The sequence below is a fragment of the Streptomyces sp. JH34 genome (genome assembly GCF_029428875.1).
GTDB lineage: Bacteria > Actinomycetota > Actinomycetes > Streptomycetales > Streptomycetaceae > Streptomyces.
Genome location: NZ_JAJSOO010000001.1, coordinates 3,208,103 through 3,225,910, shown reverse-complemented (window position 1 = coordinate 3,225,910; position 17,808 = coordinate 3,208,103). Strand labels below are relative to the sequence as shown.

Genomic DNA, 17,808 nt, shown 5'->3' with positions numbered 1-17,808 from the left:
CTGTCCCATGGCCACCGGACGTACGGATCCGCACCGGCGCGAGCGCATTCTCGCCGCCACCCTCGACCACATCGCCGAGGAGGGCGTCGCGGGTGTCTCGCACCGCAAGATCGCCGTACGCGCCGACGTCCCGCTGGGCTCGATGACGTATCACTTCGGTGGCATGGACGACCTGCTGCGTGAGGCCTTCACCCGCTTCGCCGATCACATCGTGGCCGTGTTCGAGCTGCACCTGGGCCGGGTCGACACCCCGGAGCAGGCGCGTGAGGCCGTCGTCGACCTCATCCACGTGCTCTCCGAAGGGCCCCGCCGGGACCTCGTCCTCACCCAGGAGCTCTACACCCTGGCCGCCCGGCGCGACGAGTACCGCGAGCTCACCCACGCCTGGATGAACCGCAGCCGCCGCCTCCTGGAGCAGCACTTCGACCCGGACACCGCCCGCACGCTGGACGCGCTGATCGAGGGGCTGGCCCTGCACCGGTCGCTCGACACCGAGCCGCAGAGCCGCGAACTGACACGGCTGGCGGTGCGGCGGATGACGTCCGGCACCTGAGCGGACCTCCCGTCGGGCGGCGCCTCCGGTCGTACGACCCCTGAACCGCCCGTCGTACGACCCCTGAACCGCCTGTGGGGCGCGGACCTGACACCGCGCCCCACAGGCACACCCGCCCGCTACTCCGTCGGATCGGCCGGGGTGGGAGCCCAAGGCGCGCCGGGCACGACGAGCGGCGAACCCGTGACCGGGTCCGGGACGACGACGGCCTCCAGGCCGAAGACCTCACGCACCAGCTCGGCCGTGACGACGTCACCGGGCCGTCCCTCGGCGACGATGCGGCCCTCCTTCATGGCGACGAGGTGGTCGGCGTACCGGGCGGCCTGGTTGAGGTCGTGCAGGACGGTGACGACGGTCCGTCCGCGGGTGCCGTCCGCCGCCGGGGCGGCGAGCCGGCGCACCAGGTCCAGTACCTCGACCTGGTGCGCGATGTCGAGGTACGTCGTGGGTTCGTCGAGCAGCAGCAGATCCGTGTCCTGCGCGAGCGCCATCGCGATCCACACGCGCTGGCGCTGGCCCCCCGACAGCTCGTCCACCGGCCGGTCGCCGAGCGTCGTGACGTCCGTGCGCTCCATGGCCTCCGTCACCGCGCGCTCGTCGTCGTCCGACCACTGCTGCCACCAGCGCTGGTGCGGCTGGCGGCCCCGGGCGACCAGGTCCGAGACGGTGATCGCCTCGGGGGCGACGGGCGTCTGCGGGAGCAGCCCGACCGACTGGGCGATCGTGCGGGTGGGGATGCGGGAGAGCTCCGTGCCGTCCAGGAGCACCGACCCGCCGGCCGGCTTCAGGAGCCTGCCTAGGGCCCGCAGGGTCGTTGACTTGCCGCAGGCGTTCGGGCCGACGATCACGGTCACGCACCCGTCGGGAACGGCCAGGTCCAGTTCGTGCACGACGGTGCGGTCGTCGTAGGCCAGCGTCAGGGCGCGTGCCGCGAGCCTGGACGTGGTGCTGTGTTCGGTACGGGTGGTCGTCATGCGTCGCCTCCAGCGCGGCCGCCGTGGCCACGGATGATCAGCCAGATCAGATACGGGGCGCCGACCGCCGCCGTCAGCACGCCCACCGGGAGCTCGGTGGGGGAGAAGAGCCTGCGGGCCAGCAGATCCGCGAACACGACGATCACGGCGCCGAGCAGTGCCGAGCACAGCAGCGGGATCTGTGCCGTACGCGTCACCCGGCGGGCGATCTGCGGGGCCAGCAGCGCCACGAAGTCGACCGGCCCGGCCGTCCCCGTCGCCACGGACGCCAGGACCACCCCGAGGGCGACGAGCCCCAGCCGTACGCGCCCGAGGCGAACGCCCAGCGCCGTCGCGGTGTCGTCGTCCATCGAGACGGTGCGCTGCGCCCGCGCCGCCCACAGCACGGCGGGCAGCAGGACGAGGAGCGCCCAGCCGATCGGGGCGGCCTCGTCCCAGCCCCGGCCGTTGAGGGAGCCCGTCATCCAGATCTGCGCCTGCTGGGCGACCAGGTAGTCGCCCTTCGTCAGGAACAGGGTCGTCACCGACCGCAGGGCGATCGCGAAGCCGATCCCGATGAGGACGAACCGGGTCGCGTGGAGCCCGCCGCGCCACGCGAAGACGTACACGAGGGCCGCGGCGGCCGCACCGCCGACGATCGAGAGGTAGGGCAGGACGGTGTACGAGGTGAGGCCGAAGGTCATCGCGCCCACCGTGAGCGCGCTCGCTCCCTGGCTGACGCCGATGATGTCGGGGCTGGCGAGCGGGTTGCGGGCCACGGTCTGGATCAGTGCCCCGGCGACCCCGAACGCCGTGCCCACGAGGAGTCCGACCACCATGCGGGGCAGCCGCAGCGTGCCCACGACCAGTTCGTCCGGGGACGGCTGCCCGAGGACGACCCTCACGACCTCCGCGGGTGCCACGAAGCTCTCGCCGACGCACAGGTACGCGACGCAGACCGCCGCCAGGAGGACGGCCAGGGCCGCCGCGACGAGCCCCGCCCGCCGGTGGACCAGGAAGCGGCCCCGCTTCCCGACCCGCACGACCCGGTAACCGGCGGGCCGGACCGGAGCGCGTACGGGCACTGCCGTGTCCGCGCTCATGCGGGCACCGCCTTCCGGCGTACGAGGGTGACGAGGAACGGGACGCCGATCAGGGCCGTCATGACGCCTGCCGGGACCTCGCCGGGCGGGAACAGGACCCGGCCGACGACGTCGGGGACGAGGAGCATCACCGGGCCCACGAGCGCGGCCATGGGCAGCACCCAGCGGTGGTCGCTGCCCACGATCGCGCGGGCGATGTGGGGGACGGCGAGGCCGACGAAGGCGATCGGCCCGGCCGCCGCGACGCCCGCGCCGGTGAGTACGGTCGCCCCGATGCCGCCGACGATCCGGACCGCCGCGACGTTCTGCCCCAGGCCCTTCGCGACGTCCTCGCCGAGTGCCAGCGCGTCGAGTCCGCGCGCCACGGACACCACGAGGACGGTGCCGATCAGGAGGAACGGCCAGATCTGCTGGGCGACCTGGGCCTCGCGTCCGGCGATCGAGCCCACCTGCCAGAAGCGGAACTCGTCGAGGGCCGAGGCCTTCGTGGTGAGGACCGCCATCGTGACCGACACCAGCAGCGCGTTGATCGCGGCCCCGCCCAGCGCGAGCTTCACCGGGGTCGCGCCGCCACGGCCCCGGGAGGCGATGGCGTACACGGCCACGGACGCGACGGCGGCCCCGCCGAAGGCGAACCACACATAGCCGGTGAGGGTGTGGATCCCGGCGTACGCGATGGCCAGCACCACGGCGACCGAGGCGCCCTGACTGATCCCCAGGATCCCGGGGTCGGCGATGGGGTTGCGGGTGATGCCCTGGAGCACCGTGCCGGCCAGGGCGAGTGCCGCGCCGACCATCAGTCCGATCACGGTGCGCGGCACCCGCATCTGCCGGATCACCTCGGCGGCGTCCGAGTGCCCACCGTGCAGCAGGGCGTCGAGGACGGCGGACGGCGCGATGGTCCTCGCCCCCACGGCGAGGCTGAGCAGGACGGACAGCAGCAGGGCGACGACGGCCGCGGCGGTCGCGAGCGCGCGTCTGGACAGGCGTGGAGCGGCGGCTGCCATCGGGACCAATCGGGTGGGCGAGGACCGGGATCCGGCACGGGACGGGACATTGCGAGGTAAGGCTTGGCTAAGTCTATGCGGGCCCTGTGCGCCCCGGCAGAGCGCCTCCGGCCGCCGTCCCCGCCGCAGGCCCACGTCGCGCGCTCCACGGGCGACGGGGAGTACGGGGGTACGGGGCCGAGGCACGGGGTCGGCTCCGGTCCCCCGGCAGGAGCGGGCGGGTGCCGTGAGTCCGCACGCCGCCGACCGGCCCCGGACCCCCGGGCCCCGCCGTCGGCGGGCCGGACACCGGGGCCGGGGCGGTCGGCACAATGGGGAGCATGTCCTCACACACCTTGACGGTCGGCTTCGACCTCGACATGACGCTCATCGACTCCCGGCCCGGCATCAAGGCCGCCTACGGGAGGCTGGCCGCCGAGACGGGTGTGTACATCGACACCGACCTGGTCGTCAGCCGCCTCGGGCCGCCGCTCGAGGACGAGATGTCCAACTGGTTCCCGGCCGACGCGGTCGCCGAGGCCTGCGACCGGTACCGCGCGATGTACCCGGACACGGCGATCGCGCCGACCACCGCGCTCCCCGGTGCCAGGGAGTCCGTGGATGCCGTGCGGGCGCTCGGCGGGCGGGCGGTGGTCGTCACCGCCAAGTACGAACCGAACGCCAAGCTCCACCTCGCGCACCTCGGCATCGCGGCGGACGTCCTGGTCGGCGGCCTCTGGGCCGAGGGCAAGGCGGAGGCGCTCCTGGAGCACGGCGCGCGCGTCTACGTCGGCGACCACACCGGGGACGTACGCGGGGCGCACGCCGCGAACGCCCTGTCCGTCGGTGTCACCACCGGCCCGTGCGACGAGGAGGAGCTGCGGGCGGCGGGAGCCGACGTGATCCTTCCGGACCTCACGGCGTTCCCCGCCTGGCTGAGGACCTTCGCGGGCGCCTGACGCGCCGGGGAAGGGGGCCGGGCCCGCGGTGCGGGCACCGGATTCACGCCATTGTCCGGCGGCGGCCCGGCTCCCTCGGGAGCGCGCACACGGGGATCACGCGCGGGAGTGGCGGGCCGGACAGCGGGAGGCGCGGCCGGTCACTCAGCGGCGGCGCGCTTCGGGGAGCTCTTCCACACCGAGCGCACCACCCCCGCGCCCGCGATCAGGAAGCCCAGCCCCATCAGCATGCACACCGCGTAGGCGACGGGCGGGAAGGGGTCGGTGCCCAGGAACAGGGGGGCGACGGTGACGAGGGTGGCCAGTGCGCCGATGAAGAAGACGACCGCGCCGACCTGTACGAGCCGGTCGCCTGCGCCGGAAGGAGTAGTACTCACCCGGCCAGGGTAGTTCCCAGCTCGGCGGAACCCTTCGGCGACGTCTTGTGTCCGGCCCCTGGGCCATTAGCCTGGGGCACGGCGGGTCACGGACCCGCTGTACTGCTATCCGGAGCCGTTCTCCGCGGCTCCCCCGCGCACCGACGAGATCGAGGACGAGGACAGACGTGCCCACGGGTAAGGTCAAATGGTTCAATTCGGAAAAGGGCTTCGGCTTTCTTTCCCGCGACGACGGCGCCGACGTCTTCGTCCACTCCTCCGTTCTCCCGGCCGGCGTCGACGCGCTGAAGCCCGGTCAGCGCGTCGAGTTCGGTGTGGTCGCCGGCCAGCGCGGTGACCAGGCGCTCTCCGTGGTGATCCTCGACCCCACGCCGTCCGTCGCCGCCGCACAGCGGCGCAGGCCGGACGAGCTCGCCTCGATCGTGCAGGACCTGACGACCCTCCTGGAGAACATCACGCCCTCGCTGGAGCGGGGCCGTTACCCCGACAAGGCCGCCGGCGCGAAGATCGCCGGACTGCTGAGGGCGGTCGCCGACCAACTCGACGTCTGACGGGCTGCCGGGCCCCCGCGGCCCGGCAGCACGCGGTCAGCGTCCGGTGACGGAGAATGCGTCCGGGGCCAGCGCCGGCACGAGGCCCTCGGCCGCCGCCCGGGTCAGCAGCCCGCGGATCGCCGCGTAGCCGTGCTCGCCGAGGTCGGCGGTGAACTCGTTGACGTACAGCCCGATGTGCTGGTCGGCCACGGCCGGGTCCATCTCCTGGGCGTGCTCCAGGACGTACGGACGCGAACGCTCCGGGTCGTCCCAGGCCATCCGCACCGACGTGCGGATCGAATCCGAGAGCCGGTTCAGCGTCTCCTCGCCCAGTGAGCGCCTGGCGATGATCGCGCCGAGCGGGATCGGCAGGCCGGTGGTCGACTCCCAGTGCTCGCCCATGTCGGCAAGGCTGTGCAGGCCGTAGTTCTGATACGTGAAGCGGGCCTCGTGGATGACCAGACCGGCGTCCACCCGGCCGTCGCGCACCGCGGGCATGATCTCGTCGAACGGCATGACGACGATCTCGCCCACCCCGTCCGGCACGGCCTCGGCCGCCCACAGCCGGAACAGCAGGTAGGCGGTGGAGCGCTCGCTCGGCACGGCGACGGTCTTCCCCGTCAGGTCCGCGCCCGCCTCCTTCGTGAGGACCAGCGGGCCGCAGCCGCGCCCGAGGGCTCCGCCGCACGGCAGCAGCGCGTACTCGTCCAGCACCCAGGGCAGGACGGCGTAGGACACCTTCAGCACGTCGAACTCGCCGCGCTCGGCCATGCCGTTGGTGAGGTCGATGTCGGCGAAGGTGACGTCGAGGGCGGGCGCGCCGGGGACCCTTCCGTGCGCCCAGGCGTCGAAGACGAAGGTGTCGTTCGGGCACGGCGAGAAGGCGATGCGCAGCGCGGGGAGCGGTGCGCCGACCGGGTCTGTCGCGGTGTCAGTCACGGTGTCGGTCGAGTCGGTCATGCCGGGTCCAACTTTCCACTACGGGTGCGGTCTTCCCGAACGCCTCGGTGAGCGCCGCCAGCGCGTCGCCGATACGCCAGGCCTCGCGGTCGCGCGGCCCCACGGTGTTCGAGACGGCCCGGAGCTCCAGCGTCGGCACGCCGAACCGGTCGGCTGCCTCCGCGACGCCGAAGCCCTCCATGGCCTCGGCGACGGCTCCGGGATGTGCGGCCAGCAGCTCGGCGGTGCGGGCCGCGCTGCCGGTCACGGTGGATACGGTGAGGACGGGGCCCGGCACGGCGCCGGTGGCCTCCGCCACGTCCCGTACGAGTGCCTCGGGCGGCAGGAAGGTGTCCCTGCCGAAGCCGAGACCGGTGACGGGCACGAATCCGGCCGGGGTCTCGGCGCCGAGGTCGGCGGCGACGATGCCGGTCGCCACGGCGAGGGAGCCGACGGGCGCCGCGGGTGCGAACCCGCCGCCGACACCGGCCGAGACGACGAGCGCGTACGGCTCCCCCGCGGGCGCGCCGGCGAGGGCGAAGGCCGTGGCGGCCGCTGCTGCGGCGGGACCCACGCCGCCCGCGAGGACGTCGAACGGGCCGGCGCGGTGCACTTCGCCGCCCGGCACCTCACGCACCCGCGGTCCGGCCCCGAACGCACGCGTGACCGCGTCCCGCTCGGCCGGGACGGCGGTCACGACAAGCACCCGCACAGCGGTGGTCCTCGGGGTCAGGGGGTCAGGACGTCTTCGTGAGCTGGAAGTGCCAGACGCCGGTGAGCTTCTGACCCTTGGTCTCGACGATGCTGATCTGCGTCTTGTCCGCCGTGGTCTCGCCCGTCTGGCTCGCGAAGAAGGCGCTGCCGGGGATCGAGCGGTAGGTCTTCTTGTACGGCTCCTGCTCGGCCTGCTGGCCGTTGATGAACAGGGTCCATCCGTTGTCCGCGACCTCGGGGTCGACGCCGAAGCGGACCTTGTCGTCCATCGCGACCTTGACGGACTTCTCCGCCTTCTTGTTGAGGCAGCCCTGGACCTCGGACTCCTTGAGGGCGTTGCCGTCGTTGTAGCAGGCGGCCTCGGTGCTCACCGAGTTGTCGCCGACCGTCACGGTGGCGAGCGGCGTCGGCTTGTCGCAGGCGGACAGGACGAGGAGTCCCGCGGACACGGCACCGAGGGCGACGCCGATTCGACGGCTCTTACCGGAGAAGAACGGAACGGTCATGCGCCGAAGGTTATCGGTCGGTGCCGCTCACGCCACGCGGGGGTGCGGTGAGCCGCGCCGCGCGGCCCCCAGGAGTCCCCGTACGGAGGCGCCCGCGCCCAGCGCGAGGATCCCGGCGGCGACCGACATGCCGACTACGCCGTTGAGGGGGAGCGCGATACCGATCGCGCCGCCCACCACCCAGGACATCTGGAGCAGTGTCTCCGACCGGGCGAAGGCCGACGTGCGCACCTCCTCCGGGACATCGCGCTGGATCATCGCGTCCAGCGACAGTTTCGACAGGGCCTGGGTGAAACCGGCGACCGCGGTGAGCGCGGCCACCATCACCGTGCTGAAGAAGACCGCGGCGAGCACCGCCACCCCCAGGGCGAGCCCCAGCACCGTGGCGACGATCAGTTCGGGGCCGCGGGCCCTCAGCCACGAGCCGACCGCGGTGCCGCAGGCGTTGCCGACGCCCGCCGCCACGCCGACGATGCCGAGGGAGACCGCGGCGCTCTGCCCGGCCAGCGGGTGCTCACGCAGCAGGAACGCCAGGTAGAAGATCAGGAACCCGGAGAGCGCGCGGTGCGAGGCGTTGGCCTGGAGACCGTGCAGGACGGACGGCCCGACGGAACGCAGTCCCGGTGGTTTGTCCCGTCCCCTCCTCCTGCCGGTCCTGGTGCTCCCGCCGCCCTTGGTGACGGGTGCGGGGGCCGGTGGAAGGGCCGCGTCCTCGTGCGGGACGACGAGCCGCGCCTTACGTTCCCCCTTCGCGGAGTCGACCTTGTGGGGGAGCGTGAAGGCGAGGACGGTCCCGCCGAGGAAGATCGCGCAGGCGCCGTAGAGGGGCCAGGGGGAGCCGATGCTCTGCAGCCCCGCCCCGATCGGCGCCGCGACGCCGGTCGCCAGCAGACCCGCCAGGGTGACCCGTGAGTTCGCCTTCACCAGGGAGAAGCGGGGTGGCAGCAGGCGCGGAACGACGGCGCTGCGCACCACCCCGTACGCCTTCGAGCAGACCAGGACGCCCAGAGCCGCCGGATAGAGCTCCAGGCCGCCCGTGGCCACCGCGCCCGACATCGTGATCGCGAGGACGGCCCGCGCGAACATGGCGCCGGCCATCGCCGCGCGGCGGCCGTGCGGCAGCCGGTCCAGGAGCGGGCCGACCACCGGGGCAAGCAGGGTGAAGGGAGCCATCGTGACCGCGAGATAGAGGGCGACGCGCCCGCGCGCCTCGTCGGTCGGTACGGAGAAGAACACCGTGGAGGCCAGAGCCACGGTGATCATGACGTCACCGGCGCCGTTGACCGCGTGCAGCTCGATCAGCTTGCCGAGGCCGGACTCGCCCGCCCCGTGGGCGTGGGTCGCCTTCCGGATCCCCCGCGCGGTGCCGGTGAAGGGGGCGCGCAGGGCACGGCCCATCGCCCGGCCCGCCCTGCGGAGCGGGCCGGATCGGTCGGACGACCTGGCGGCGGCCACGTGGTCATAGTGCCCCACCCCCCGCCGGGACGAACCCATGATCGCCCGGGGCGCGGTCCGGGCCGCTCCGTCGGGTGAGTCCTCCCGGCCGGAAAAAGGCTGGGACACACCAGCGGTCCCGGGCGTTTCCGCCCCGGCGGGGCGTCGGAGGCGTGACCGGTCCGCAAGCGTTCCGAACCTGTTTGGGACGGGCAGGTGGGCTGGGAGCGGCGGAGAGGGTAGCGTGCACTCACGCGCCACCGGCGGTTGTTCTTGGCCGCGCGCCTCTCCGCGATCCCGCAGAATGGGTGGCAGAAGGCGCGCCCGAGGCAGGCACAACGGGTGTGGACGTCGACGCGGCCCCCAGGTCCGCTCCGCCCACAACTGTCATGGCCGAAATCGGACATCGATGGAGCTGCTGGCGCGCTCGTGAGACGGCGTATGGAGAGAAGCGAGACCTGTGAGTGCTGCGACGACGCGAAGCCGTACGGCCCGTACCCCCGCCCCTGACCGTCTGTGCGCCGAGGCGGTAGACCTCGCACGCGCGGCGGCGGAGGAAGCTGCCGCGCCAGGAGTGGTGGGTGAGCACGTGGCCCTGGTCTCCGAGGGGGACCGGGTCGTCACGCACTACTTCGAGTCCAAGGAGCCCGGCTACCGGGGCTGGCGCTGGGCGGTGACGGTCGCCAGGGCCTCCCGCGCCAAGAACGTCACGCTTGACGAAACGGTGCTGCTGCCCGGGTCCGACGCGCTCCTCGCCCCCGAGTGGGTGCCCTGGAGCGAGCGGCTGCGGCCCGGTGACATGGGCCCCGGCGACCTCCTGCCGACCGAGGCGGAGGACCCGCGCCTGGAGCCCGGCTGGACGGGCGAGGACGAGCCCCTGCCGAACTCCGCCGTCTCCGACGTGTCGCAGGAGCTGGCCGCCCTCGCCGACGCGGAGGACGCGGAGCTGACGACGCTGCCCGGGACGGTCCGCGGCTCGATCGCCTCGGTCGCGGAGGAGCTCGGCACGCGCCGTGCGCGGGTGCTGTCCCGTTACGGGCTGGGGCTCGCGGCGGACCGGTGGGACGAGGAGTTCGGCGCGAGGACGCCCATGGCGCAGGCGGCGCCGGCGTCGTGCGTCAGCTGTGCGTTCCTGGTGCCGATGACGGGCTCGCTGAGGCAGGCCTTCGGGGTCTGCGCGAACGAGTTCGCCCCGGCGGACGGCCGGGTGGTCTCCCTGTCGTACGGCTGCGGTGGTCACTCCGAGGCGGCGGTCATGCCGAAGCCGCCGAAGCCGGCGCCGCACGCGCTGGACACGATGCGGGTGGACGACTACCAGCTGCGTCCGGCGGACGACTCGGGTTCGGTCCCGGCCCAGCCCGACGGCTCGACGGAAGACCTCGGCCACTCCTGACCCTCCCGCCCGCTGCGGGGTCCGGCACCGTGCCGGACCCCGGGCCCCGCCGTGCGCTCCTGCGCGGTCCCCGGCACTCCCGGGGATCTCCTCCGGGGGACATCCCGCGGCCCCGAGCGCCGACGGCCGCGCGCTCGTGGCCCGCCGCGGTCCGGTGGACCGCGTCCCGGTGGATCCGGGGCCGGGGTGCTGCCCGGGGACGGGGCGCTGCGGGGGTTCCCGGTCGCGGTACCTTCGGGCGCACACTGGGCGTCACGGGTCACCGGAAGAGCGGAGTACGAGCGTGGGCATGAATGCGACCGAGGGGGCCGATCCGTTCGGGACGGCGCGACTGCGGCGCGGCGTGCTCGACGCCTGGGGCGCGGGTCCCGCCCGCTTCCGGGAGGACGCCAACGCCGAGGAGGACCTCGCGCTCGGCGGCTACCGTGACCGGCTGGTCGTCGAACTGGCGCAGAACGCCGCCGACGCCGCCGCCCGCGCCGGGGTACCCGGCAGGCTCCGCCTCACCCTGCGCGCCGCGTCCGGTGACGGCCCCGCCGTCCTGGCCGCCGCCAACAGCGGTGCCCCGCTCGACGCCACCGGCGTCGAGTCGCTGAGCACGCTGCGCGCCTCGGCCAAGCGTGAGGGCCACGAGTCGGCCGTCGGCCGTTTCGGCGTCGGCTTCGCCGCCGTGCTGGCCGTCAGCGACGAGCCCGCCGTGATCGGACGCCACGGAGGCGTCCGCTGGTCCCTCGCGGAGGCCCGCGACCTCGCGCGCCAGGCGGCCGTCGGAAGCCCCGGCCTCGGTGACGAGCTGCGCCGCCGCGACGGGCACGTACCGCTGCTCCGGCTCCCGCTGCCCGCCGAGGGCACCGCGCCCGACGGGTACGACACCGTCGTCGTCCTGCCTCTCCGGGACGGCGTCGCCGAGGACCTCGTGGGCAGGCTGCTCGACGGGGTCGACGACGCGCTGCTGCTCACCCTGCCCGGCCTCGACGAGGTCGTGATCGAAACGCCCGACGGCGCACGGACGTTGCGTCGCTCGCAGCACGGCCCTTACACGCACGTCGACGACTCCGCGCGTGGCCTCCACCGCTGGCGCACCGCCGCAGGCAGCGGCTCGCTGGAGCCCGCGCTGCTGGCCGACCGGCCCGTCGAGGAGCGGCTGCGTCCCTACTGGTCGGTGACGTGGGCCGTTCCCGTCGACGAGGACGGGGCGCCCCAGCACCCCCGTACGGCGCCCGTCGTGCATGCCCCGACCCCCACCGACGAGCCCCTCGGCGTCCCCGCCCTGCTGATCGCCTCGCTGCCGCTGGACACCACCCGCCGGCACCCCGCGCCCGGCCCGCTGACCGACTTCCTGGTGGAGCGCGCGGCCGACGCGTACGCGGAGCTGCTCGCCGGGTGGGAGCCCGTCTCCGTCGCCACGATCGCGCTGGTGCCCGGCGCGCTCGGCAAGGGGCGGCTCGACGGTGCCCTGCGTGCCGCGATCCTCGAGCGGCTGCCCCGCATCGCGTTCCTGGAGCCCGCGGCTCCCCGGGACCCCGCCGAGGCGGCGGGTCAGTGGGACGACTGGGACGGCGCGGGGACGCCGGGCCGGGACACGGCCGCGCTGCGGCCGGTCGAGGCCGAGGTGGTCGAGGGCGCGGGCGCGGAGACCGTACGGGTCCTCGCCGAGGTCCTTCCCTGTCTGCTGCCCGCCGGGCTGGAGCGCCGCACCGAGCTGCGCACCCTCGGCGTCGCCCGGGTCCCGCTGACCGAGGCCGTCGACCGGCTGGCCGGCCTGGAGCGTGACCCGGAGTGGTGGCGGCGGCTGTACGACAGCCTGGCCGGTGTCGACCCCGACCGGCTCTCAGGGCTGCCCGTCCCGCTCGCGGGGCCGGCGGACGCGCCCCGGACCACCATCGGCCCCCGCCAGGTCCTCCTGCCGCTGCCGGACGCGCCGGGCTCGCCCGTCCTCGACAAGCTGGCCCGGCTCGGGCTGAAGGTGGCCCACCCCGACGCCGCCCACCCCCTGCTGGAGAAGCTGGGCGCGCTGCCCGCCACCCCCCGGGCCGTCCTGACGACCCCGCAGGTCCGTGCCGCCGTCGCCGGTTCGCTGGACGCGGGCGAGATCTGGGACGAGGACGCCCTGGACGCGGACGAGCTCGCCGAGACCGTCCTCACCCTCGTGCGCGACGCGGACCTCGCACCCGGCGACGAGCCCTGGCTGGGGGCGCTGGCCCTGCCCGACGAGGACGGCGAACCGGCGCCCGCCGGTGAACTCGTCCTGCCGGACAGCCCGTTCGCCCAGGTGATGCGTGAGGGCGAACTCGCCCTGTGCGACGCCGAGCTGGCCGCGCGCTGGGGCGAGCAGCCCCTGACCGCCTGCGGGGTGCTGGCCACCTTCGCACTCGTACGGGCCACCGACGTCGTCCTGGACCCGGACGAACTGGAGCCCCGGGACAGCGACTTCGCCGAGCCCGACGACGCCGGTCTGCTCGACGCGGTCGACGTGTGGTGCGAGGACGTCCTGGACCAGCTCCCTGACACCCCGGTCCCCCCGGTCGCCACGGAGCTCGTCGCCGTACGCGACCTGGACCTCGTCGACGACGACGCCTGGCCGCAGGCCCTCGCCATGCTGGCCCGTCCACCGCTGCGCGACGCGCTGACCCAGCCGGTACGGGTGCTGCTCCCGGACGGTACGACGCAGTCGGTGCGGCCCTACACCGCGTGGTGGCTGCGGGACCACCCCGTGCTCGACGGCCGCCGCCCGGCCGGCCTCCGCGCGGCGGGTGGCGACCCGCGCCTGGAGGGTCTGTACGACTCCGCCGACGCCACCGGTTTCGACGACGCGCAGGTGCTGCGCGCACTCGGCGTACGGACCTCGGTGGCGGCGCTGCTGGACGAACCGGGCGGGGCGGCCGAACTGCTGGGGCGGCTCGCGGACGAGGAGCGTCCCGTCGGTCCGGTGCAGCTGCACTCGCTCTACACGGCGCTCGCCGAGCTGGACCCCGAACAGGTCACGCTGCCCGACGAGTTGCGGGCCGTCGTAGGCGACGAGGTGCGGGTCGCCGACGCGGCGGACGTCGTGATCGCCGACGCCCCCGACCTGCTGCCGCTGGCCGGAGGCCTCCCGCTGCTCCCGGTGGCCCCGGCGCGTGCGGCCGAGCTGGCCGACCTGCTCCAGGTGCGGCGGCTCGGCGAGAGCGTCGAGGCCGCGGTGACGACGGAGGGCGAGGAGCACCGGGTGCCGGACTCCGTGCGGATCCTGCTCGGCGCCGGAACCCCCGGCAGCTACGTCGAGCACGGGGAACTGCGCGCGGGCGGTGTGGAGCTGGACTGGCGCCGCACTCCGGACGGGGTGGTCCACGCCTCCACGCTGGAGGGCGTGGCGGCCGGTCTCGCCTGGGCCGCCGGCCAGTGGCCGCGCCGCTTCGAGGTGGCCGCGCTGCTGGAGGACCCGTCGCGCACGGAGGAGCTGGCCCGGGACCGCTGGTTCGACTGAGCGGCCCGGTGCCGGGGGTCACAACTCCTTGACGTACCGGTGCGCGTGGGCGAGCGAGGCGAGGGGGTGGCGGTCACGGACGACCTTGACCGCGGCGATCTCGCCCCGCGCGGCGAGTACGGCGCGCACCTCGTCCCCGTCCACCTGGGTCCGGAATCCCTCGTAGGTCCCGTAGTGGTCCCGGAACGCACGCTTCCGACGGCGGAGGACCCGGTCGGAGGCGAAGGCCAGCGCCGCTCCCACGGCGGCCACGACGGCCACTCCGGTGAGCGGATCGATCATCGGTGCCCTCCTCCTGGATCCACGGGGTCATGCCCTCTGCCGGAGGCGTCGGCACGAAGGCGCGGCCCGTGAGGGCCCGCCGTCGCATCTCAGCATCTCAGCCAAGAGGCCGCACAGTTGATGTGATCTTCACAGAAAAGTCGCCCTGTGGGCACAACCTTTCACGGGCGCGCCCCGTCTGGATCTGTGGAGTCAGCAGACTCACAGACCACATGGGGACCGTTGGACGTGGGACTTGCCACGGGCCCCCTTCTCCACTTGGGGAACACATGCGTATTCGTGCCACTGTCGCCGCTGTTTCCGGCGCCCTGGCCCTGTCCGCTCTCGCCGTTCCGGCGGCGCAGGCCGACGACGGCCGCACCTGGACGCCGGACTTCGGGTTCAACGCCCCCGAGCGGCCGACCGGTCGCCTGGCGGCTCGTGCGGTCACCTCGAACAGCGACCTCAAGATCACCAAGGCTGTCGTCAACGGTGGCAAGGCAATCGTGGTGGGCACCACCGCTCCGAAGAAGGTCACCGTCGCCATCACGGCGACGGACGACTCGGGCATCGCCGACGCGGGAACGATCCTGTGGATCGGCAGCGACCTCGAATCCGACGACAGCTTCGGGTTCGCGCAGAACGAGGACGCCGCCAAGTGCAAGGCGGTCAACGCCACGACCTCCACCTGCACCCTCACCGTCACCGTCGACCCGGGGTGGCTGATCAACTCCGACGCGACCAGCTGGAAGGTCGGCGCCGCGGTGCGCAGCAAGGACGGCCAGGTCGTCCAGAAGGACGCCTTCGCCAGGACGAAGCTCCAGCGCCTCTCCAAGATCACCGTCAACGCCGCCCCGGAGCCCGTCAAGAAGGGCAAGACCATCACGGTCACCGGCAAGCTCTCGCGTGCCAACTGGGATCTCGGTACGTACAAGGGCTACGCCACCCAGGCCGTCAAGCTGCAGTTCCGCAAGAAGAACAGCAGCACCTACACCACCGTCAAGACCATCAAGTCGAGCAGCACCGGCGCGCTGAAGACCACCGTCAAGGCGTCCGCGGACGGCTACTGGCGCTACAGCTTCGCCGGTACGTCCACCACCCCGGCCGTCACGGCCGCGGGTGACTTCGTCGACGTGAAGTAGCCGAAGGGCGACACCTTCACGGATCTACGTGGGGAAGCGGCGGCCGACCAGCCTCCAGGCCAGTTCCAGGACGGCCGCCGCGACCGCCGCGATCCCGACCGCGGCCCACGGCATGGTCGTCCCGACCAGCCTCAGGGCGAAGAAGTCCTGGAGCCACGGCACCGCGAGCACGATGAGGAAGCACAGGCCCATCGTCGCCACCAGGGCGATCCGCCACCATGTGTACGGGCGGGCGATGATCGCCAGGACCCACATGGAGACCAGGAACAGCGTGAGCGTCGCCGCGCTCGTCTCCGCGTCCAGCGCCCCCGTCCCGGCGTAGTGGTGGCGGGCCAGCAGGTAGGTGACGAAGGTCGCCGCCGCCGCGATGACCCCGGAGGGGACCGCGTACCGCATGACGCGGCGCACGAAGTGCGGCCTGGCGCGCTCCTTGTTGGGAGCGAGTGCCAGGAAGAACGCGGGAACACCGATCGTCAGGGTGGACAGCAGCGTCAGGTGGCGCGGCAGGAACGGGTACTCCACCTGGAAGCAGACCACCAGGATCGCCAGCAGCACCGAGTAGACGGTCTTCGTCAGGAACAGGGTGGCGACCCGGGTGATGTTGCCGATGACCCGGCGGCCCTCGGCCACGACCGACGGCAGCGTCGCGAAGCTGTTGTCCATCAGCACGATCTGGGCCACCGCGCGGGTCGCCTCCGAGCCCGAGCCCATCGCGACCCCGATGTCGGCGTCCTTCAGCGCGAGCACGTCGTTGACGCCGTCGCCGGTCATCGCGACGGTGTGCCCCCGGGTCTGGAGCGCGGCGACCATGTCGCGCTTCTGCTGCGGGGTGACCCGGCCGAACACCGCGTTCCGCTCGATCTCCGTGGCCATGTCGTCGCGGTCCTCGGGCAGCCGGCGCGCGTCCAGGGGGTGTTCGGCGCCCGGCATCCCGAGCTTCTGCGCCACCGCCCCGACCGAGACGGCGTTGTCGCCGGAGATGACCTTCGCGGCCACGTCCTGGTCGTCGAAGTAGGCCAGGGTCTCCCCGGCGTCCGGGCGCAGCCGCTGCTCCAGGACGACGAGCGCGGTCGGTACGGCCTCGGCGGCGGCGTCCGGGGCGTCCAGTTCGCCCCGTACCCGGGCGAGGAGCAGGACCCGCAGCCCCTGTTCGTTGAGCTGGCCGGTCTCGGCGAGGGCGGGGTCGTCGGAGGCCAGCAGCACGTCGGGGGCGCCGAGGAGCCAGGCGGAGGTCTCGCCGTTCCCCTCGCTGAAGGAGGCGCCGCTGTACTTGCGGGCCGAGGAGAAGGGCATGGTCCGGGTGACGTCCCAGCCCGCGCCGTCCGGGTAGGCGTCGATGATGGCCTGGAGGCTGGCGTTGGGCCGGGGGTCGGAGGCCCCGAGGGCGCCCAGGACGCGGTGCACGTGGTCCTCGTCGGAGCCGTCCAGCGGACGGACCTCGGTGACGTCCATGCCGCCCTCGGTGAGGGTGCCGGTCTTGTCCAGGCAGACGATGTCGACGCGGGCCAGTCCCTCGATGGCGGGCAGCTCCTGCACGAGGCACTGCTTGCGGCCGAGCCGGATGACGCCGATCGCGAAGGCGACCGAGGTGAGCAGGACCAGGCCCTCGGGGATCATCGGGACGATGCCGCCGACCGTGCGGGCCACCGAGTCCTTGAAGTTGTCGTTCTTGACGACCAGCTGGCTGATGATCAGCCCGATCGCGGTCGGCACCATCATCCACGTCACGTACATGAGGATCGTGCTGATCCCGCTGCGCAGTTCGGACTGGACGAGGGTGAAGCGGGACGCCTCCTCGGCGAGCTGGGCGGCGTAGGCCTCGCGGCCGACCTTGGTGGCGGTGAACGCGCCGCCCCCGGCGACGACGAAGCTGCCGGACATCACCGGGTCGCCGGGCCGCTTCACCACGGGGTCGGCCTCGCCGGTCAGCAGCGACTCGTCGATCTCCAGGCTGTCGGCCTCGGCGACCGTGCCGTCGACGACGGCCTTGTCCCCGGGACCCAGCTCCACCAGATCACCGAGGACGATCTCGGACACGGAGACCTCGGCGGCGCTTCCGTCCCGCCGCACCGTCGGTCTGGCCTCGCCGATCACCGCGAGGCTGTCCAGGGTCTTCTTGGCCCGCCATTCCTGGACGATGCCGATCCCGGTGTTCGCGATGATCACGAAGCCGAAGAGGCTGTCCTGGATCGGTGCGACGAACAGCATGATCGCCCAGAGCACGCCGATGATCAGGTTGAACCGGGTGAGGACGTTCGCGCGGACGATCTCGGTGACCGACCGGGACGAGCGGACCGGTACGTCGTTGACCTCGCCCCGTGCCACCCGTTCGGCGACCTCGGCGGTGGTCAGACCGCCCGGTGGCACGGGGGCGGGAGAGGTCCCTGCGGAGTCCGGTCGCTCACCGGAGGAGTCGAGTGCCCGCTGCGTCATGAATCCGACCGTACGGGTGGGCGGGACGGTTCACCCGCCGGGCGCCGGAAGATCGG

General features: G+C 73.3%; 16 protein-coding genes. 6 read left to right on the top strand and 10 right to left on the bottom strand.

Features of this window, described 5'->3' with window-relative positions; genetic code table 11:
• Positions 1-7 precede the first annotated feature (7 nt).
• Positions 8-553, top strand: coding sequence for a TetR/AcrR family transcriptional regulator (locus LWJ43_RS14170; protein WP_277332621.1), 546 nt, complete (start codon positions 8-10; stop codon positions 551-553).
• Between the two features lie 119 nt (positions 554-672).
• On the opposite strand, the gene LWJ43_RS14165 is transcribed toward LWJ43_RS14170, so the two are convergent.
• From LWJ43_RS14165 to LWJ43_RS14155, 3 genes are read right to left on the bottom strand one after another with little or no spacing between them, the layout of a single operon-like run.
• Positions 673-1,527: an ABC transporter ATP-binding protein gene (locus LWJ43_RS14165; RefSeq protein WP_277332620.1), complete on the bottom strand. Its 855-nt coding sequence runs from the start codon at positions 1,525-1,527 to the stop codon at positions 673-675.
• Positions 1,524-2,609 (bottom strand): FecCD family ABC transporter permease, encoded by a 1,086-nt coding sequence (locus LWJ43_RS14160; protein WP_277332619.1) that lies wholly within the window; start codon positions 2,607-2,609, stop codon positions 1,524-1,526. Before LWJ43_RS14160 ends, LWJ43_RS14165 begins: the two co-directional genes overlap by 4 nt.
• Positions 2,606-3,616, bottom strand: a complete 1,011-nt coding sequence (locus LWJ43_RS14155; RefSeq protein ID WP_277332618.1) for a FecCD family ABC transporter permease — start codon at positions 3,614-3,616, stop codon at positions 2,606-2,608. Before LWJ43_RS14155 ends, LWJ43_RS14160 begins: the two co-directional genes overlap by 4 nt.
• A gap of 320 nt (positions 3,617-3,936) precedes the next feature.
• Here LWJ43_RS14155 and LWJ43_RS14150 point away from each other — a divergent pair, with 320 nt between their 5' ends.
• Positions 3,937-4,554, top strand: a complete 618-nt coding sequence (locus LWJ43_RS14150; RefSeq protein WP_277332617.1) for an HAD family hydrolase — start codon at positions 3,937-3,939, stop codon at positions 4,552-4,554.
• Positions 4,555-4,694: 140 nt separating this feature from the next.
• Here the strand turns inward: LWJ43_RS14150 and LWJ43_RS14145 are convergent, their stop codons facing one another.
• The gene (locus LWJ43_RS14145) at positions 4,695-4,931 is read right to left on the bottom strand and encodes a hypothetical protein (protein WP_277332616.1); all 237 of its coding nucleotides are present in this window, start codon (positions 4,929-4,931) and stop codon (positions 4,695-4,697) included.
• 167 nt (positions 4,932-5,098) lie between these two features.
• Here LWJ43_RS14145 and LWJ43_RS14140 point away from each other — a divergent pair, with 167 nt between their 5' ends.
• Positions 5,099-5,482 (top strand): cold-shock protein, encoded by a 384-nt coding sequence (locus LWJ43_RS14140; protein WP_277332615.1) that lies wholly within the window; start codon positions 5,099-5,101, stop codon positions 5,480-5,482.
• A gap of 36 nt (positions 5,483-5,518) precedes the next feature.
• Here LWJ43_RS14140 and LWJ43_RS14135 read toward each other — a convergent pair whose 3' ends face one another.
• From LWJ43_RS14135 to LWJ43_RS14120, 4 genes are read right to left on the bottom strand one after another with little or no spacing between them, the layout of a single operon-like run.
• Complete coding sequence (locus tag LWJ43_RS14135; RefSeq protein WP_277332614.1) at positions 5,519-6,424, bottom strand: 1,4-dihydroxy-6-naphthoate synthase; 906 nt, start codon at positions 6,422-6,424, stop codon at positions 5,519-5,521.
• Complete coding sequence (locus LWJ43_RS14130) at positions 6,396-7,115, bottom strand: futalosine hydrolase (RefSeq protein WP_277332613.1); 720 nt, start codon at positions 7,113-7,115, stop codon at positions 6,396-6,398. The genes LWJ43_RS14135 and LWJ43_RS14130 overlap by 29 nt, the downstream gene beginning before the upstream one ends.
• 25 nt (positions 7,116-7,140) lie before the next feature.
• Positions 7,141-7,623 (bottom strand): DUF2771 domain-containing protein, encoded by a 483-nt coding sequence (locus LWJ43_RS14125; protein ID WP_277332612.1) that lies wholly within the window; start codon positions 7,621-7,623, stop codon positions 7,141-7,143.
• A gap of 27 nt (positions 7,624-7,650) precedes the next feature.
• Positions 7,651-9,078 (bottom strand): MFS transporter, encoded by a 1,428-nt coding sequence (locus tag LWJ43_RS14120; protein WP_277332611.1) that lies wholly within the window; start codon positions 9,076-9,078, stop codon positions 7,651-7,653.
• Between the two features lie 439 nt (positions 9,079-9,517).
• Here LWJ43_RS14120 and LWJ43_RS14115 point away from each other — a divergent pair, with 439 nt between their 5' ends.
• Complete coding sequence (locus LWJ43_RS14115) at positions 9,518-10,450, top strand: DUF3027 domain-containing protein (RefSeq protein ID WP_277332610.1); 933 nt, start codon at positions 9,518-9,520, stop codon at positions 10,448-10,450.
• A 289-nt stretch (positions 10,451-10,739) separates the two neighbouring features.
• Positions 10,740-13,916 (top strand): sacsin N-terminal ATP-binding-like domain-containing protein, encoded by a 3,177-nt coding sequence (locus LWJ43_RS14110; RefSeq protein WP_277332609.1) that lies wholly within the window; start codon positions 10,740-10,742, stop codon positions 13,914-13,916.
• An 18-nt stretch (positions 13,917-13,934) separates the two neighbouring features.
• On the opposite strand, the gene LWJ43_RS14105 is transcribed toward LWJ43_RS14110, so the two are convergent.
• Positions 13,935-14,198 carry a hypothetical protein gene (locus LWJ43_RS14105; protein ID WP_277332608.1) on the bottom strand — a complete coding sequence of 88 codons (264 nt, stop codon included), beginning with the start codon at positions 14,196-14,198 and terminating at the stop codon, positions 13,935-13,937.
• A gap of 269 nt (positions 14,199-14,467) precedes the next feature.
• Between LWJ43_RS14105 and LWJ43_RS14100 the strand changes: the two genes are divergently transcribed.
• A complete protein-coding gene (locus LWJ43_RS14100; RefSeq protein ID WP_277332607.1) occupies positions 14,468-15,319 on the top strand; it encodes a DUF5707 domain-containing protein in 852 nt (283 codons plus the stop codon).
• Between the two features lie 24 nt (positions 15,320-15,343).
• On the opposite strand, the gene LWJ43_RS14095 is transcribed toward LWJ43_RS14100, so the two are convergent.
• A complete protein-coding gene (locus LWJ43_RS14095) occupies positions 15,344-17,752 on the bottom strand; it encodes an HAD-IC family P-type ATPase (RefSeq protein WP_277332606.1) in 2,409 nt (802 codons plus the stop codon).
• Positions 17,753-17,808 lie beyond the last annotated feature (56 nt).

Bases quoted from the DNA above. Each gene is read 5' to 3' on its own strand.
- LWJ43_RS14170 (WP_277332621.1), top strand. From the start codon at position 8: ATGGCCACCGGACGTACGGATCCGCACCGGCGCGAGCGCATTCTCGCC.
- LWJ43_RS14105 (WP_277332608.1), bottom strand. From the start codon at position 14,198: ATGATCGATCCGCTCACCGGAGTGGCCGTCGTGGCCGCCGTGGGAGCG.
- LWJ43_RS14160 (WP_277332619.1), bottom strand. From the start codon at position 2,609: ATGAGCGCGGACACGGCAGTGCCCGTACGCGCTCCGGTCCGGCCCGCC.
- LWJ43_RS14125 (WP_277332612.1), bottom strand. From the start codon at position 7,623: ATGACCGTTCCGTTCTTCTCCGGTAAGAGCCGTCGAATCGGCGTCGCC.
- LWJ43_RS14155 (WP_277332618.1), bottom strand. From the start codon at position 3,616: ATGGCAGCCGCCGCTCCACGCCTGTCCAGACGCGCGCTCGCGACCGCC.
- LWJ43_RS14150 (WP_277332617.1), top strand. From the start codon at position 3,937: ATGTCCTCACACACCTTGACGGTCGGCTTCGACCTCGACATGACGCTC.
- LWJ43_RS14095 (WP_277332606.1), bottom strand. From the start codon at position 17,752: ATGACGCAGCGGGCACTCGACTCCTCCGGTGAGCGACCGGACTCCGCA.
- LWJ43_RS14165 (WP_277332620.1), bottom strand. From the start codon at position 1,527: ATGACGACCACCCGTACCGAACACAGCACCACGTCCAGGCTCGCGGCA.
- LWJ43_RS14135 (WP_277332614.1), bottom strand. From the start codon at position 6,424: ATGACCGACTCGACCGACACCGTGACTGACACCGCGACAGACCCGGTC.
- LWJ43_RS14110 (WP_277332609.1), top strand. From the start codon at position 10,740: ATGAATGCGACCGAGGGGGCCGATCCGTTCGGGACGGCGCGACTGCGG.
- LWJ43_RS14100 (WP_277332607.1), top strand. From the start codon at position 14,468: ATGCGTATTCGTGCCACTGTCGCCGCTGTTTCCGGCGCCCTGGCCCTG.